Here is a 16,842-nt window from a genome sequence, read left to right as displayed (position 1 = left end):
TTGCCGGTTGAGGCTGCGGTTGCCTGAGCCGGTTGAGGCTGCGGTTGCCTTTGAGGAGTTGACCTCTGTCGAGGTTGATAAGAATGGCAAGGAGACTCCGGATGCTACTTCGGAGAAGCCGAACCACATCGCTGAGCACAAGGACATCAACGATAAGGATCAGACTGTGACCTCTGAGGGTTCTGAGAAGACCCCGAAGATTTCCACTAATGCTGACTTTGAGGGTGACCTGCGTGAGGTTGTTGCTGGTGCCAAGGTTGTTGATGAGGTTTCCTATGAGGGTCTGGTTCCGGGTAAGGAATACACCCTGAAGGCTGAGCTGATTAGCAAGGAGGACGGCAAGTCTGTTCTGGGTACCGGTGAGAAGACCTTCAAGCCAGAGGCCTCCAACGGCAAGGTTGAGGTTGAGATCACTGTTAATGATGATGTGACTGAGCCGGTTGAGGCTGCGGTTGCCTTTGAGGAGTTGACCTCTGTCGAGGTTGATAAGAATGGCAAGGAGACTCCGGATGCTACTTCGGAGAAGCCGAACCACATCGCTGAGCACAAGGACATCAACGATAAGGATCAGACTGTGACCTCTGACGAGGTCGATGATCCGGACAACCCAGGCGGTTCCTCGAATGGTTCCTCCAAGGGCAAGATTCCGTGGTGGCTCATCCTGATTCCGGGCATCGGCTTGGGTAAGATCATCAAGGATCGCCACGACCACAACGACCACGGCAGCCACAACGGTGGCCACGGTGACAACACCGGCAACCACAATGGCGGCAATGGTCACGAGGGCAAGGGCCAGGATGCTCCTCAGGGCGGCAATGGTCACGAGGGCAAGGGCCAGGATGCTCCTCAGGGCGGCAACTCTGACAATGGACACGGCCGCGATGCCGGACGCCAGGGTCAGCAACCTGAAGAGACTGGTAACGCACTGCCATCCAACGCTGACCGCGTTGAGATTAAGTCCGTACCGTCCGGCGCAACCGAGCTTGAGTCGGGTATGCAGGATTACATCAAGTAATCCCTAAGTGTCGGTGAGGTGGCCCACGGGCCGCCCCACCGGGGCCGAGACTTAAACACCAAAAATCCCCTCCAGGGTGTGATTGCACACGCTGGAGGGGATTTGCATATAACCTGCACAGGGTAGACAAATCGAGGAAGTGGAGGAAGCTAGCTATGGGAATGCACAGGGAACCAGAGCAGCCGGAGGACAACGGCGCTTCGCAGTACCCGGCGAGTGGGGAAGAAGGGGGCGTCGGCAAGCAGGGCATGGGTCGTGGCAAGCTGATTGCTATTATCGCGGCCATAGTCGTCGTCGCACTGGTGTTGTTGCAGGTAGTGCTGTATTTGGCGGGCGATGATGAGGATGAGGCCGGCTCGGCACCGGAGACGGTGGCCAGCGAGAGCGCACAGGATTCTGCACCGAAGTCCGATGCTTTCGTGGATGATTCAGGCCAGCAGGAGCACGAGTACGAGGCCGCCCCTGGTGAGTTCAAGGGCTTTGAGGGCATGTCGGTAGGCATCGACGGCGAGTACGCGGCTGTAGACCCCGTACAGGTCACGGACCAGGGCGTGCTGCTGCCGCCACACGACGTCACCCGCGTGGGCTGGTACTCCGCCTCCGCTGTGCCGGGTGAGCCCGGCAATGTGGGCTCGAGCGTGATTACCGGCCACATTAACTACCAGGGCCAAGGCACCGGCTATGCGGAGAAGTTCACCAAGCTAAAGAAGGACCAGGAATTTACCGTGGTCATCGACGGCCAAGAGCGCACCTTCCGCGTGACCGAGGCGCCGTACCGCCTGCCCAAGGGTTCCGGTTTCCCGGACGTGGTCAACGATAAGGAAGGCGAGAACCGCCTGGTTCTTATTACCTGCGGCGGCCAGTTCGTTGGTGGCGCGCTGGGTTATGAGGACAACATCATTACCGTGGCAGAACCGGTAGGCGAGCCTGAGCAGCCCGCCGAGCAACCGGCGGGGGAGGCCCCGGCTGAAGCCCCAGCCGAGGCACCGGCTGAGGCCCCTGCAGCCTAGGCAGAAATGTTTCAGGCGCCCTGTGGAATTGCCCACAGGGCGCCTTTGCTTATGCGCGGCACCTGGCATGTGGGTAGTGGGGTTGGGGCCTAAATATGAAATAATTTAAGGCAGTAACCGCCGCTGCCTGCGGCTTAGAAGGAGCATTTTCATGGTTAATCCAGGCGAGATCGCCGGTCATATTGGCACGCCGCTGACTAGCAATGCCACCAAGGTATTGCTGCTGGGCTCGGGCGAGTTGGGCAAGCAGCTGGCCATGTCCTTCCAGAACCTGGGCTTGGAGGTCCACGCGGTGGACTCGTATGCGGGCGCGCCGGCGCACCAGGTGGCGCAGTATAGCTACGTCGCCGATATCAAGGACGCCGGGCGCATCCTGCAGCTAGCACAAGAGATTCAGCCGCACTTTGTGGTCCCAGAGGTAGAAACCGTTGCGGTAGAAGCGCTGGAAGAGATGGAAGCGCACAGTGACGCCATTGTGGTGCCATCCGCTCGTGCTTGTGCCATGACGCAGGACCGCCAGTGCGTGCGCGAGGTGGCGGAGAATATCGGGCTGCCGGTTTCCGCGTATCGCTTTGCCAGCTCCGTGGAGGAGCTGGAGGAAGCGGTGGGGGAGCTGGGCTTTCCATGCATTATTAAGCCGGATGTGTCCACCTCCGGCAAGGGCCACATGATTGCCCGCGATGAGGAGGACGTGCGCACCGCATGGGAGACCGTGCGGCGCGTGTCCTCGGACTCGCAGCGCGTGGTGGCCGAGCGCTTCGTGGACTTTGACCTCGAAGTCACCCTGCTGGCTATCCGTTCCATCGATCCGGCGACGGGCAAGTTGGCCACGTGGTTTAGCGAGCCCATCGGTCACCGCCATGAGCGCGGCGACCTCGTGGAGGAGTGGCAGCCTACCGGCATGAGCGAGATTGCGCTGGAAAACGCGCGCTCGGTGGCCGCGCGCATCTCTAATGAGTTGGGCGGGCGCGGCGTGTACTGCGTGGAGCTCTTCGTTGCGGGCGATGATGTGTACTTTTCCTCCGTGTCCCCGCGGCCCTCGGATACGGCGATGCTGACCTGCTATACCCAGCGTTTTTCCGCCTTTGACCTGCATGCGCGCGCGATTTTGGGCTACCCCATCGACGCCACCCTGGTCACCCCTGGCGCTAGCGTGGTCATCCACGCGGATGAGGAGCTAAATGAGGTTGCCTATACCGGCATCGCCGCGGCCCTCAATTACGCAGAGACGGACGTGAAGCTCTTTGGCAAGCCCGGGGCCTACAAAGGCCGTCGCATGGGCTTGGTGTCTGCCACCGCGGAAAGCGCGGAGGAGGCGCGCGACCGCGCAGCACTAGCGGCGCACAAGATTGAGGTGACCTCCACGCCGGGCCTGCTGGCCCAGGGCGGTGCCCGCGGCATCCAGCCGGAGGCGGACAATGTCCCCGATATCGAGGTCGTGGAGTACGAGGGCGGCGTGGAGCTCGACCCGAAGCTCGCCTCCGGCGTGGACGACGCTGACTAAGAAGCGGGGCGCAGCATCGGCTGGTGGGGGACTCCCTCGTCGTCGAAAAGCTCGCCTACCGGAGTAAAGCCAAAGCCGGCGTAATAATCCACGAGGCCGGCCTGCGCCTCCAAGTAGAGCGGCTGGCCCGGGTGCATGCGTTCGCCTAGGTCGACGGCCGCCTGGAAAAGTTCGCGGCCGAGGCCCGTGCCGCGCGCGGCGGGTGCGAGGGCGAAGCGGCCGATTTGGGCACCGTTGGCGGCGTCGGCAAGCGCGGCGTCAGTAGGCGCGGCCGGAAAGACGCGGGCCGTGCCCAGCAGCTCGTGGGTGTCCGCGTCCCAGGCCAGCAGGTGCACGGTCTGGGGATCGGCGTCGGTGGCGTCAATCTCGGCGTATGGGCAGCGCTGCTCGTGCACAAAGACGTCCACCCGCAGCTTGTAGAGCTGGTGGACGTCCAAGGCCGCCAGCTGTCCCAAGGGCGCGGCGGTAATGATGTGCGGCACGGGTTAGGCCTGCGGGCCGGCGTGCTTGACCATCTCGTCCCACTCGACGATCTTGATGCGCTCGCGGCCGTGCGGCTCGCCAGCGGCGCGCTCGGCGGCATCCAGGCGGTGCCAGCCTTCCCAGGTGGTCACGGCGATATCGCGGGAAGCCAGGAAGTCCAGGATATCCTGCGGATCGCGCTTGGTGGCCGGATCCAAGTCGCCGGCCTTGTAATCAGCGATGAGCATGGTGGTGGTGTCCTTGGCATCAGACTTGGTATTGCCAATCAGGCCCACCGGACCGCGCTTAATCCAGCCGGTGGTGTAGAGGCCGGGGAGCTTTTCGCCGTCGACATTGGCCAGCACGTGGCCGCCGTCGTTAGGCATGGTGGCCTGGGTTTCGTCGAAAGGTACGCCGTCGACGGACTGCGGGTGGTAGCCCACCGCGCGGTAGACGGCCTGCACCGGCCACTCGGTGAACTTGCCGGTACCGGTTACGGAGCCATCGCCATTGAGCTCGGTGCGCTCGGTCTTAATGGCGGTGACGTGGCCGTCCTCGCCCAATACCTCTACTGGGGACTCGAAGAAGTGGATGTAGAGCTTGTGCGGGGCATCGCCCGGCTCGCGCATGGCGTAGGACTCGAGGGTCTGGCACACCAGGTCAGTGGACTTGGCGGCGCGACGGGCCTCCTCAGAGGCGGCGTCATACTCGATGTCCTCGGGGTTGACGATGACCTCGATGGTCGGGGACTCGTCCAGCTCCTTGAGCTCCTTCGGCGTGTACTTGGCCTGCGCCGGGCCGCGGCGGCCGAAGACGTGGACCTCCTTGGCGCGGTTCTTCTTCAGCGCCTCATAAACGTTATCGGGGATTTCCGTCACGAGCAGCTCGTCCGCGGTCTTAGCCAGGATGCGGGAGACGTCGAGGGAGACATTGCCCACACCAACCACGGCGACGGACTCTGCGGAGAGATCCCAATCGCGTTCGAAGTTGGGGTTGCCGTCATAAAAGCCCACGAATTCGCCGGCGCCATGGTTGCCCTTGAGATCCTCGCCCGGGATGCCCATGCGCTTATCGGCGGTGGCACCGGTGGCGAAGATGATGGCGTCGTAATACTCGCGCATCTCCTCGACGGTGATGTCCTTGCCCACCTCGATATTGCCCAGGAAGCGGATCTCTTCCTTTTCCATAACGTTGTGCAGGGACTGCACGATGCCCTTAATACGCGGGTGATCCGGTGCCACGCCGTAGCGGATCAAACCGAACGGCGTCGGCATCTTTTCAAAAAGATCGATCTGCACATCGAGGTCGGATTTCACTAGAAGGTCAGAGGCGTAAATGCCTGCCGGGCCGGAGCCGACCACGGCGACGCGCACTGGGGTAGTCATGTGCTTAGGGTGTCCTTTCTTTCGTTGTGCTGCATATTCTACGCGGTCACTATGCGATAAAAACCACAGCATTACTAACCCCAGTTTAGGGAGGTCACGATGGGGCATAGGAGGGGGTAAATCGCGTACAGTGGAGTAGTCACCGCGCGCTGATAACTGTGATGACTGACATGAAGTTATGAGGCGCGTTAATTGTGTTCAAGTGACCGTGAATGAAAGGTAAATTGCATGTCTGCATCGCATTCCGCAGTTATTAGCGCTATCGGCCGTGGCTTCGATGGCCTCGATGTGCCCGCCCTGGCTAAGGACCTGGGCGCGGAGCTCATCCGCCTCGAAGACTTCGATGCCACCGTCGCCGCCGTACTGGCTGAGGCTCCCGCCGCTGAGAATATCGTGGCGCAGGGCACCGGCGATATCGCCTTCGATGCTGAAGTAGCTGCCGCCCTTGGCCTGCCGCTGGCCATCATTTCCGGCGCCCCGCAGCGCACCGGCGAGCTTGCCCAGCACAATGCGGAATCCCTGGGGGCTACCGTCGCTGGCATCTTCACCGACCTGGAAGCGGTTCCGGGCGCACTTGCTGCGCTTGGCGACGTCTCCCCGGTCATGTCCGCAGACCTCTTCCAGAAGCAGCTCATTGACCAGGCCCGCGCCGCCGGTTCCCACATCGTCCTGCCAGAGGGCGACGATGACCGCATCCTCGAGGCCGCCCACGTGGTACTGCGCGATAAGGTTGCCAAGCTGACCATCCTGGGCAACGAGGCCGATATCAAGGCCCGCGCCGAAGAGCTGAAGCTCGACCTGGCTGGTGCCGAGATCATCAACCACCTCGAGTCCCCGCTGGCAGAGGAATTCGCCGCCGACTTTGCCGAGCTGCGCAAGAAGAAGGGCGTAACCCTCGAGCAGGCTCGCGAGACGATGAAGGATATTTCCTACTTCGCCACCATGATGGTCCACAAGGGCTTGGCCGATGGCATGGTCTCCGGCGCTGCTCACACCACCGCCCACACCATCAAGCCTTCCTTCCAGATCATTAAGACCAAGCCGAACGCTTCCGTGGTCTCCTCCATCTTCCTGATGGTCATGCGTGGCCGCCTGTGGGCCTTCGGTGACTGTGCCGTCAACCCGAACCCCACTGCCGAGCAGCTGGGCGAAATCGCCATCGTTTCCGCACAGACCGCCTCCCAGTTCGGCATCGACCCACGCGTGGCCATGCTGTCCTACTCCTCCGGCACCTCCGGCTCCGGCCCGGACGTTGACCGTGCAGTGGCCGCCGTCGAAGCAGCCAAGAAGCTGGATTCTTCCGTCAAGGTGGATGGCCCGCTGCAGTTCGACGCCGCCTGCGACCCAGGCGTTGCGGCTAAGAAGATGCCGAATTCTGAGGTGGCCGGCCAGGCAAACGTCTTCGTCTTCCCGGACTTGGAGGCCGGCAATATTGGCTACAAGACGGCACAGCGCACCGGCGGTGCGCTCGCCGTGGGCCCGATCCTGCAGGGTCTGAACAAGCCGGTTAACGATCTGTCGCGTGGCGCGACCGTTCCGGACATCATCAACACCGTTGCAATCACCGCTATTCAGGCTGGAGAGAAATAAATGTCATACGTTCTGGTCCTTAACTCAGGTTCTTCCTCCGTTAAATTCCAGCTGGTCGATCCCGAGTCCAGCGCCACGGATACCCCGCTGGTCTCTGGCCTAGTCGAGCAGGTTGGCGAGCCCCTCGGCGCCGTCACCGTCAAGACCGGTGGCGAGAAGTACAAGGAAGAGCTGGAAATCCCTACTCACTCCTTCGGCCTTGAGCGCGCTTTTGCCATCATGAGCGAGCACAACGTTGGCCCAACCGACGTGGATGTCATCGCCGTTGGTCACCGTGTTGTTCACGGCGGCCGCCTCTTCTCCGAGCCGCAGCTCATCGTGGACCAGATTGAGTCCATGATTGAAGACCTCATCCCGCTGGCTCCGCTGCACAACCCGGCCAACCTGGATGGCATCCGCGTGGCCCGCAAGATGCTGCCGGATATTCCGCACGTTGCCGTCTTCGATACCGCGTTCTTCAACACCCTGCCGCCGGCAGCGGCGCTGTATGCCATCAACAATGAGGTGGCATCCAAGTACGATATCCGTCGCTACGGCTTCCACGGCACCTCTCACGAGTTCGTCTCCCAGCAGGTACCGGGCCTTTTGGGCCGCGACCCGATGCACACCCACCAGATCACCCTCCACCTGGGCAATGGTGCGTCCGCTGCAGCCATCCGCAATGGCCGCGCCATCGATACCTCGATGGGCCTGACCCCGTTGGCCGGTCTGGCTATGGGTACCCGTTCCGGTGACATTGACCCGGGCATCATCTTCCACCTCGTCCGCCAGGCGGGCATGAGCGTGGATGAGATTGACAACCTGCTCAACAAGCAGTCCGGTGTCAAGGGCATCTCTGGCGTTAACGACTTCCGTACGCTGCGCGAGCGCATCGACAACGAGGACCAAGACGCTTGGCTGGCTTATAACATCTACATCCACCAGCTGCGCCGCTTCATCGGTTCCTACATGATTGCCCTGGGCCGCGTGGACGCCATCACCTTTACCGCCGGTGTGGGCGAGAACGATACCGAGGTCCGCCAGGACTCCCTGTACAACCTGGATATGTACGGCATCCACTTTGATAAGGAGCGCAACCTGGTCCGTTCCGACCAGCCGCGCATGATCTCCACCGAGGATTCCCCGGTTAAGGTCTTTGTCGTTCCGACCAACGAGGAGCTGGCTATCGCCCAGAAGTCCGCCGAAATCGCCGCAATGGCGCGTGAGGCTGGCCTCTACAAGTAAAAAGGCTCTTACGTCCAGTTAGAAGCTGGAATGTGAACGAGAGGCGTGCGGTCCGCAAGGGGCCGCGCGCCTCTTTTTTATCTCTGAACCTAGTACAGCAAGCGTTTCGTTTATTTCGTTTATTTTGTAAGGTGGGGGTATGAAGGACTTACAAAATGGCGGGGCAACTCGGGATACCAGCCCAGCGGAAGAGGCTTTATTAAGGCTCAATTCTGTGTTGGAGGCCAAAGATTCACCGGCACCAGTGGATATATTCGTGCAAGGAACCGAGCAAATAATCGCAATTCCGCGAGAGATCGCCGAAACCCTGCAGAAAGTTCTCGCCATCGAAGCGGCAGGGAAATCGGTCCGCGTAGTGCCCGAGGAATCCGAATTCACCACGCAACAGGCAGCAGACTTTCTCAATGTTTCGCGGCCACACGTTGTAAAGCTTATTGATGAAGGGAGCCTTCCCGGCTACAAAGTTGGGTCCCATCGCCGCGTGAGTCTTGCGGATCTGCAGAAATACAAGAATGAAAGAGATGCCAGTCAGCGCCGTGCCGTAGCTGAATTGACAGCCTTATCGGAGGACCTGGAGCTCTATTAGTGGGGCGGCTGTACGAGCCTGCGTAGCGATTAGAAGGTGGTGACGGGGCGGACCTGGTTAGCAAGGTCAACGAGCGCGTAGCGGTGGCGGCTAAACGGTGCTTGGCGCGCGAGGGCGCGGAGTGTCTCGGAGAGACCGGTGCGCAGGCCACGCTGGGTAAAGGCGTATTCGAAGAGGTCGTTGGGGGAGGCGGCGCGCGAGAGATCGGCATTGCGCAGGAAATTCAGGCCGGCGGAGATGACGGCAATCTTAATCTGGAGGAAGCGCGGCTCGTTGGTGGGGACCTCTTCGAGGCGTCGGGCGGCGCGGCGGATGCGGGACTCGGAAAGATCGTGGACGATGAGCTGGAGGATCGTCGTCAAGCGGGCCATGCGATAGTGGCGCGAGGCATTGGGGACCTTGTCGAGGACCACGACGGCTACCTCCACCTGGCCCTCGGAACGCAGCTGGCGGGCGAGGCCAAAGGAGGAGGAGACGGTGGTGGGGTTGGTGGACCACACAATGCCGTAGAGGCGCATGGAGTTAAAGCGCAGCGCGGCCGGGTCCTGGGTGACGTGGTTCCAGATTTCCGGCTGGCCCTCAAAGGCGGAGTTGGGGAGATCGGCCAGCGTGGAATGCATATTGGAGCAGGCGCGGGCCACGGTGGGGTCAATGAGCGCGGTATCGCTATAGTCCAGCTGCTGCAGGATGAGTTCATTGATGGCGGCGATGGCGAGTTTGGGTGCCGCCTCGCCCGGCAGAAGATCGAGGACGGTGGAGAAGTATTTCTGGGCGTCGCGGTAGTCGTCGTGAAGCAGCTCGGTAATGCCGGCGTACCACTGGAAGCGCCAGTCGTGGCCGAGGCGGTCCTCGATGGAGCTCAGCCACTGGCGGGCTTGGCCGGTATAGCCTAGGTCGATCATGGAGCGCACCACGCCCAGCGGGATTTCGGCCGAGTGCTCGTACTCGGGGGTCTGCATGGCCTGGCGGAGGGTCTCCAGGGCCTCCTGTGGCTCCGCATAGGAAGCGCCCTGCAGCAGGCCGGCGCCCACGTCATCGCGGTCCAGCAGCGGGGTAGGTAGGGCGGAGACGACCTCGGGGGCAGTGATTTGGACGGTGCGATCGATGCCGTCGATAAGCTGATCCGTGCGGAAGACCAGGTGCTTGGTGCCAAAGGTGGTACGTTGCGGCGAGAAAAGCGAATGCTGGGAGGGGTACTGCAGGCCGTCGCGGATGGCGATGACCTCGCGCAGCACGCCGTAGAGCTGGGTGCGCAGCTCTTTAATGGAGGTAAAACGGCGCTCCGGATCCGGGTCGGTGGCGCGCTGCAGCAGGCGGTAGAGCGACAGGAAGCGGCGCAGCTCCGGCTCTTCGGTCGGGGTGGGGATGCCCGGCAGGTAGACGCCGTCCTCGGTGGGCAGCTTGAGGCAGAGCGAAGCCAGGGTGCGGCCGATGGTGTAGATATCGCTGGCGATGGAAGGGCCCTCGGTGGCCACTTCCGGGGCCTGGTAGCCCTTGGTGCCGTAGATATAGCCAAACGCGCCAATGCCGGAGACCGCGCCCAGGTCAATGAGCTTGACCTGGTCCTCGGTGACGATGATGTTATCCGGCTTTAAGTCGTTATAGACCACCCCGCGCGAATGCAGGTACTCCAGCGCGGGCAGGATTTCTAGGATATAGGCAATGGCGATATCGACGGGCAGGAGCTTATCCGGCTGCTTTTTGCGCCTGCTTCTTAGCGACGGCCCGCCGACATACTCCATGACAATAAAGCCGCCGGGCACCCGGGCGTCATCGATGAAATTGAAAATCTTGACGATGCCAGGGTGGGTAATATCGGCGAGGAATTCGCGTTCTGCCACCGCAGCGGCGGTTTCATCGGCCGATTTTTGGGCCTGCATACCTTTGAGGACCACCACTCTTCCGGAGACAAAGTGGTCATTGGCCAGGTAAATCCAGCCCATGCCGCCGTGGGCGATAACGCCCAAGATTTCGTACTGTCCGGCCACCATGTCACCGGGCTGTAGCTGTGGTGGCGGAATCTTCTTGCCGGAGGATTCTTCGGTGGGGTCAATGAGAGCATCGGTCGGCTCGGCCGGGGTGATAAACGGCAGGCGCACCATGCCATCGGCCACGCGGCGCTCGGAGCGGTGGGTGCCGCGGCGCTCGCGGAAGGTATCGAGCGCGCGGCGGCGCGAGCGCTGTGAGGAGTCCTCCTGGGCCTTTTGGGCGCGCTGTTGTTCGCGCTGGGCGCGGATATTGTCTAGGTCTGCTAACAGGGTGGAAATGTGGTCTGGGTCGATGGAACCATCGGCGTCCTCGTCTTCGTCCGCGAAGGGATCGAAGGCAACCGCGGAGGTGCCGGTGTCATCGCCGGGCTCATCCTCATCGGCGAAGGGGTCAAAGGCCACGGCCGCAGTGCCCTCTTCGTCTTCGTCCGCAAAGGGGTCGAAAGCCACGGCGGCGGTGGCGGGGCCATCGTCCAAGGGGGTATCGTCCAGCGCATCCGGCTCCTGCGCGGAATTGGCGGCATTGGTGGGCTGGCGGAAGGCGCGCTGGGTATCGAGGTTCTCCGGTTCGATGTACTCGAGCTCATCATCGCTGAAATTCGGGTTATGGCTCATGACTTAGCGTCCTCCTCGATGTACTTTCCAGCCGGCAGGGTGGGCTCTTCCAGGTAGGCGCCGAGCCACTCTTCAAAGATTGTGGACCAGGTGCCGTCGCGGCGGATGCGTTCGAGCGTGGAATTTACTTGGCGCAGCAGCGGGCGGGTGTCATGCTGCTTGCTGGGGCGGCGCACGGCCACGCCGTAATTCTCGGTCTCTAGCGGCTCGCCCACGATGGAGGTATAGGAGTCTTGGGCGGCCATGCCGGAGAGCAGGGCATCATCGACGACGATGCCATCGGCCTGGTTAAGCTGCAGGGCCATCAGGCAATCGCCCCAGGAACGGGTAACCAAGATATCGGACTTGGGGGCGTGCTCGCGGATGGTTTCTAGCGCGGTGGACGCGCCTACACCGCATAGGGTCTTACCGGCGGCGTCTTTCACGGACTTCATGCCGGAATTGGTGAGCACCAGCATGCGGGTTTGGGTGTTCATATAGGGAATGGAAAAGGCCACCTCGCGCTCGCGCTCCGGGCTGATGGTCATGGTGCGCACGATCATGTCCACCGCGCCGGTATTGAGGGCATTAACGCGGTCGGAGGATTCTATGAAGCGGAAGTCCACCTTATTGGGATCGCCGAAGATATCGCGGGCAATCTCGCGGGCGATATCCACCTCGAAGCCGCGCACGTCACCAGTGGCGGCATCGCGGTAGCTCATCAAGTTATTGGAACGGTCCACGCCCACGATGAGACGACCGCGCTTGACGATGTCCGGAACCCGCTCCTTCGCCTTCTTATCGTCCGGGCGGTAGCTGCCCTTAATCTCTTCCTCAGAGGCGCGCTGCGCGGCGGTGGAGCCGGCCTTTTCAACCTTCGCCCCTTCCGGCAGCGGCGGGCCCGGCCGGGAGTCGAGGGGGCGCTCGGCGGGCGCCTCCAGCGGCGGGGTGGAGCGAACATCGCAGGAGGCGAGCGGTAGCGCGGCGCAGGCGCAGGTGAGCGCGGCGAGGACGAGGCGTGTGCGGCGCATTAGAGGTACTCCTGCAGTCGGGGGCGGATGCCCAGCCACACGGCAATAATGGCGCACAAGGTCAGCAGGAACACGGCCGAGGACACCGCTGTCATAGCGGTCAGTCCGCGCTCTAAGTAGCTGCGCATGGCGATGCGCGCCTGGCCGATGAGATCCGAGAGCTCCGCGTCGAGCTCATCATAGGAACGCGCCGCGGTCATCTCTCCGTCCTTGGGCTCGGTGGCCGTGGCCTGGTAGATGGCCTCGTCATAGTCGCCGTCCTTGAGCGCACCCATGAGTTTGTCGTGAGTGCCGCGCCACTGCTCGGCGGCCGCCCGGGCGCTGTGGATGAGTTCTGGGTCGGTGACCTCCACATCCTCATCATTGAGCGCTTCTTCATAATCCTCGAGGGCCCCTTCGATGGAGTTGATGGAGCTGGAAAAACGCACCATTGAATCCTCCTCGGAGGAGCGCAGCACCAGCGCGAGGGTCTCGGAGGTGCGCGCCTGCTGCGCCTCAATTCGTGAGGCCGTGAGCGAATCCCACGGGCGTGAGGCCGTCTCGAAGCCCTGGTGGCCGGTGGACCAGGTGGCGAGGTTGGATAGCGCCACCCAGGAGATGGCCAAGAAAAGCAGCACGCTGGCCGTTAAGAAGCCGCGGTTAAAACGCCGGCGGGTCTGGCGCCACAGCCACCATTGGGCCACGGCGAGGAAGAAGAGCGCCGCCAAGAGGCCGGAGAGCGGAACCCATTGCGGCGAGGTGAGCTTTTGTTGTTGCTGATTCACCTTGGCGGTGGTCAGCTGGAATAGCTCGGAGGCAGCCGGCAGAATACGCTCGCGCATGAGCGCCGAGGCATTGGACATATAGGAATTGGCCACCGCATTGCCCGCCCGGTGATTGGCGCGGGCCTTTTCCACCATTGCGGTATAGACGGGCAGCTCGCGTTGGATAAAGGTCACCAGCTCGCGCACGCGACCATCTTCTTGGGTGGTGCCCAGCACGGATTCGGTAGCCGCCACTGAGGCGGCATCGATGGCCTCGTTATAGCTATCGCGGTTGCGCTCCGATTCCACGCCGGCCTGTACGAAGCCGGTGGTGGCCACGGTATCGGCCACTGAGAGCGAACTATAAAGGTGGTGTGCCGCGTTTGACATCGGCTCGGTGGTGGTCAGCAGCTCGTCTAGGTCGGAGTGGCGGGCGGCGGAAGATTGGGACATCGATAAGCCGGCGGCGCCTAGGGCAACGGTGAGAATGAGCGTGACCGTAAAAAGCTTGCCTGGGGTGGTGGAGGCGAAGTAGTAGAAGCGGCGCAGCAGGCGCGCCGGGCCCGCGAACCATTCCATGGCGCGGCTGCTGAGCCCGCTGAAGGCCGGGCCGGTGGGCGCGGTGACCTCATCGAGCCAGTGATCGCTCGGGTGAGCGTGCTCGTCGTGCACGCTTTCTGCCCGGACTGCCTGCTCGGTCATTCACTTAGAATAGCGCCCGCAGTGTGCTGGGCGCCACCATATACCCGCGTGTGTGGCTAGGATAGGCAGCATGCATAACCCTCACAGTGGAGACGGCTGGGCGGCAGGCCCCGGCGGCATTCGCGTCTGGGGAAAATTTGGTGCCGCCGGCCTGTTCCTCGTCGCCGGGCGCAAGGTGCTCCTCCAACACCGCGCCGCGTGGACCAATCACGGCGATACCTGGGGGATTCCGGGTGGCGCCCGCGATTTTACGGAGACTCCCACCCAGGCCGCGCTGCGTGAAACCCATGAAGAATGTGCGATTGCACCCCAGGACGTAGAGGTGCTCGATGCGCGAGTAACGGCCGGGCCCTATCCCGCGGCGGGGGATCTGCCGGGGGAGTGGACCTACACCACCGTCCTAGCACGCACGCGCACCGGCGCCCCGCTTCCTACTACAGCTAATGAAGAGTCCTATGAGCTGCGCTGGGTGCCTTTTGAGGAGGTAGAAAGCCTCCCCCTCCTGGCCGCCTTCCGCCACGCCTTTCCCATCCTGCGGGAGAGCGTGGAGGCATTAAACAGGTAAAGTTGCCGGATTTATGGCACGCTAGTGCCATGATCGAAGTAGAAGGACTGACTAAACAATATAAGTCTGTCCGCGCCGTTGATGATCTCACCTTTCAGGTAAAACCCGGCATGGTCACCGGGTTCCTGGGCCCCAATGGCGCGGGCAAATCCACCACCATGCGCATGATCCTGGGCTTGGATACTCCCACAGGCGGTAGGGCGCGCATCAATGGCAAGCGCTACCACGAGCTGAAGGATCCCCTGCGTGAGGTAGGCGCCTTGCTCGATGCCAAAGCGGTGCACCGCAACCGCAGCGCCGCCAACCATCTGAAATGGATTGCGCAGTCCAACGGCATTTCTACTTCCCGCGTTGACGAGGTCTTGGGGCTGGTAGGGCTTTCCGACGTCGCCGGTAAGAAGGTCGGCGGCTTCTCCCTCGGCATGGGCCAGCGTCTGGGCCTAGCCGGCGCGCTGCTCGGTGACCCCGGCATCCTCATCCTGGATGAGCCGGTCAACGGCCTCGACCCAGAAGGCATTCGCTGGGTCCGCCAGCTCGTGCGCGCCCTGGCCGATGAGGGCCGTACCATTTTGATTTCCTCCCACCTGCTCTCGGAGATGTCTCAGACCGCCGATCACCTCGTGGTCATTGGTAAGGGCCGCTTGGTGGCGGACCAGCCCACCTATGACTTTGTGAAGGACCACTCGCAGTCCTCCGTGCTGGTGCGCTCCGACCATCTCGATGCCTTTAGCTCCGCGCTGCGTGCCGAGGGAATCGCCTTTACTGAGTCCACCGACGAGGAAGGCCGCCCCCGCCTGGTGATTTCCAACCAGACCACCGACTTCGTGGGCCAGCTGGCCTACTCCACCGGGGTGCCGCTTAATGAGCTCAGCCTCAAGCGCGCCTCCTTGGAGGATGCCTTCATGGAGCTTACTGGCGACGCCGTCCAGTACCACGGCTCCACCGGCGCCCCCAACCCGGGCATTGCTGGCACCGCTGGCGCCGCCACTCCGTTCGCTCGACCCACCCAGCAGGAGGTTTAATTCGCCATGCTGAATACCTTGAAGTCCGAATGGACCAAGCTGCACACCACCCGCTCCTTCTGGTGGACCACCTTCATCTTCCTTTTCTTTGCCTGGGGTTGGGCCATCCTCAATGCTCGTTTGACTAAGCCGGCAGAAAATCCTGAAGAGGCAGCGATGGGCATGGGGGTTATCACCTCGGATGGCGCGGTGTCTTTCCTATTGTTCCTCGGCCTGCCCGTGCTCATGATCCAGGCCATCATGATCGTGACCACCGAGTACCGCTTTGGTACGCAGACCATTACGTTTATGGCTACCCCGCGCCGCTGGTCGGTGGCCTTGGTTAAGCTGCTCATGTACGCGGTTATCGCGGCCGCGCTGACCTTTATCGCCGTGGCAGGTGCTTACCTGCTTACCGAGCTTTTTGCCCACGATGAGGTAGCCGCGCAATTCCACCCTTGGGACGATGAGATGGGCCAAAAGCAGCTGTGGAAGTACCCCCTAGCCGCCGCGCTCCTTGTCCTCTTCGCACAAGGCCTAGGACTGCTGCTGCGCTCTACGGCCGGTGCCGTGGCTATCGGCCTCATCCTCTTCCTTGGCGTGGACAATCTCGTAGCCACCATCCCCAAGGTCGGCAGCAAGCTGGCGAACTTCATGCCGTTCAAGTCTTTCCAGTCGTGGCTGCTGGAAATGGAACCGGTTGATGCTCCGTGGAAGGAAAATTGGGGATTCTGCCTGGTATTTATTGCCTGGGCCGTTATCCTGTGGGTCCTCGGTGTCCTCTTGCTACAAAAGCGCGACGCCTAAGCGGCTCTAACGCACAGCACCGCCCCGGATGGCAGCTCATGGGCTGCCTGCCGGGGCGGTTACTTGTCTCCGCAACAGCTTTCCTTTGAGGCTGGTGGCTAAGCCTAGAAGTTTGTCTGGATTATCTGCGGGACGTTGTTAAGAAAGTGCCCTCTGTGCTGCGCGCACGAGTCGGGCGAGCGTGGCGGCGTCTAGCGCGTACTCGTAGTCTCCACCGCCCCCGTGGGCTTCGATGAACAAGGCGCACAGGTGCGTGTCCTGGGCTTCATGAACAATGTCCGTCACCGCTTCACCCACCAAAGCGCATCGTTGACATGCAATGTGTACACTGCCCAGCCTGAATGTGCAGTGTAAATGTTTAGATTAGAGTTATATGTACCCCTCATATAGGTTATTTTGAATACCTTTCGCGAGACGCGAAAATCGAGTCTGCGCATGTGCTCATCTGGCGTTTTAACGAATTATTTAGTTTTTAGATAAGGTTTCAAAACACACATCTATGGACTGTGTGCAATGAGGTTACCCTCGTTTAGTGGACACCCTATTTGTACGGATCCTGTGTCCGTAGGAGAGGATGTTCATTGTGAGTCAACAGCGCAAGAAGTACACGCCGGAGTACCGGCGTGAAGCCGCGA

Annotated in this window: 15 protein-coding genes; 9 read left to right on the top strand and 6 right to left on the bottom strand. The window is 61.7% G+C overall.

The window, feature by feature from the left end; translation table 11 throughout:
- From RAE09_RS11280 to purT, 3 genes are all read left to right on the top strand, one after another.
- Positions 1-1,015 (top strand): VaFE repeat-containing surface-anchored protein (locus tag RAE09_RS11280; protein ID WP_316981720.1); only part of this gene is annotated, 1,015 nt, incomplete at its 5' end.
- A gap of 155 nt (positions 1,016-1,170) precedes the next feature.
- Complete coding sequence (locus tag RAE09_RS11275) at positions 1,171-2,025, top strand: class F sortase (protein ID WP_250411755.1); 855 nt, start codon at positions 1,171-1,173, stop codon at positions 2,023-2,025.
- 151 nt (positions 2,026-2,176) lie between these two features.
- Entirely contained in the window at positions 2,177-3,529 is a 1,353-nt protein-coding gene (purT, locus tag RAE09_RS11270; protein WP_316981719.1) for a formate-dependent phosphoribosylglycinamide formyltransferase, read from the top strand.
- Here the strand turns inward: purT and RAE09_RS11265 are convergent.
- Positions 3,526-4,011, bottom strand: coding sequence for a GNAT family N-acetyltransferase (locus RAE09_RS11265; protein ID WP_316981718.1), 486 nt, complete (start codon positions 4,009-4,011; stop codon positions 3,526-3,528). The genes purT and RAE09_RS11265 overlap by 4 nt on opposite strands.
- A gap of 3 nt (positions 4,012-4,014) precedes the next feature.
- Positions 4,015-5,376 carry an FAD-dependent oxidoreductase gene (locus RAE09_RS11260; RefSeq protein WP_284598013.1) on the bottom strand — a complete coding sequence of 454 codons (1,362 nt, stop codon included), beginning with the start codon at positions 5,374-5,376 and terminating at the stop codon, positions 4,015-4,017.
- A 228-nt stretch (positions 5,377-5,604) separates the two neighbouring features.
- Between RAE09_RS11260 and pta the strand changes: the two genes are divergently transcribed.
- The 3 genes from pta (at position 5,605) to RAE09_RS11245 (ending at position 8,776) form a co-directional block, all read left to right on the top strand.
- The gene (gene pta, locus RAE09_RS11255) at positions 5,605-6,966 is read left to right on the top strand and encodes a phosphate acetyltransferase (protein WP_250409842.1); all 1,362 of its coding nucleotides are present in this window, start codon (positions 5,605-5,607) and stop codon (positions 6,964-6,966) included.
- Positions 6,967-8,190, top strand: a complete 1,224-nt coding sequence (locus RAE09_RS11250) for an acetate kinase (RefSeq protein WP_005325574.1) — start codon at positions 6,967-6,969, stop codon at positions 8,188-8,190. It abuts the gene before it with no gap.
- Between the two features lie 139 nt (positions 8,191-8,329).
- On the top strand, positions 8,330-8,776 hold the full coding sequence (locus tag RAE09_RS11245) for a helix-turn-helix domain-containing protein (RefSeq protein WP_150850560.1): 447 nt from the start codon (positions 8,330-8,332) through the stop codon (positions 8,774-8,776).
- A 29-nt stretch (positions 8,777-8,805) separates the two neighbouring features.
- Here the strand turns inward: RAE09_RS11245 and RAE09_RS11240 are convergent, their stop codons facing one another.
- Genes RAE09_RS11240 through RAE09_RS11230 form a run of 3 tightly spaced genes read right to left on the bottom strand, consistent with a single transcriptional unit; the run spans position 8,806 to position 13,834 of the window.
- Positions 8,806-11,379 (bottom strand): serine/threonine protein kinase, encoded by a 2,574-nt coding sequence (locus RAE09_RS11240; protein ID WP_316981717.1) that lies wholly within the window; start codon positions 11,377-11,379, stop codon positions 8,806-8,808.
- Positions 11,376-12,389 (bottom strand): glutamate ABC transporter substrate-binding protein, encoded by a 1,014-nt coding sequence (locus RAE09_RS11235; RefSeq protein ID WP_316981716.1) that lies wholly within the window; start codon positions 12,387-12,389, stop codon positions 11,376-11,378. The genes RAE09_RS11240 and RAE09_RS11235 overlap by 4 nt, the downstream gene beginning before the upstream one ends.
- Positions 12,389-13,834 (bottom strand): hypothetical protein, encoded by a 1,446-nt coding sequence (locus RAE09_RS11230; protein WP_316981715.1) that lies wholly within the window; start codon positions 13,832-13,834, stop codon positions 12,389-12,391. The genes RAE09_RS11235 and RAE09_RS11230 overlap by 1 nt, the downstream gene beginning before the upstream one ends.
- Before the next feature lie 70 nt (positions 13,835-13,904).
- Between RAE09_RS11230 and RAE09_RS11225 the strand changes: the two genes are divergently transcribed.
- The 3 genes from RAE09_RS11225 to RAE09_RS11215 are packed head-to-tail and all read left to right on the top strand — an operon-like array spanning position 13,905 to position 16,207.
- The gene (locus RAE09_RS11225) at positions 13,905-14,399 is read left to right on the top strand and encodes an NUDIX domain-containing protein (protein ID WP_005325579.1); all 495 of its coding nucleotides are present in this window, start codon (positions 13,905-13,907) and stop codon (positions 14,397-14,399) included.
- Between the two features lie 29 nt (positions 14,400-14,428).
- Positions 14,429-15,421, top strand: coding sequence for an ABC transporter ATP-binding protein (locus RAE09_RS11220; RefSeq protein WP_316981714.1), 993 nt, complete (start codon positions 14,429-14,431; stop codon positions 15,419-15,421).
- 6 nt (positions 15,422-15,427) lie between these two features.
- Complete coding sequence (locus RAE09_RS11215) at positions 15,428-16,207, top strand: ABC transporter permease subunit (RefSeq protein WP_316981713.1); 780 nt, start codon at positions 15,428-15,430, stop codon at positions 16,205-16,207.
- A 138-nt stretch (positions 16,208-16,345) separates the two neighbouring features.
- On the opposite strand, the gene RAE09_RS11210 is transcribed toward RAE09_RS11215, so the two are convergent.
- Positions 16,346-16,492: a hypothetical protein gene (locus tag RAE09_RS11210; protein WP_236882480.1), complete on the bottom strand. Its 147-nt coding sequence runs from the start codon at positions 16,490-16,492 to the stop codon at positions 16,346-16,348.
- Positions 16,493-16,842 lie beyond the last annotated feature (350 nt).

The organism is Corynebacterium tuberculostearicum (assembly GCF_032821615.1).
Taxonomy (GTDB): Bacteria; Actinomycetota; Actinomycetes; order Mycobacteriales; family Mycobacteriaceae; genus Corynebacterium; species Corynebacterium tuberculostearicum_H.
Note: the sequence above shows the minus strand (reverse complement) of the source record. Positions and strands in the feature narration are given on the sequence as shown.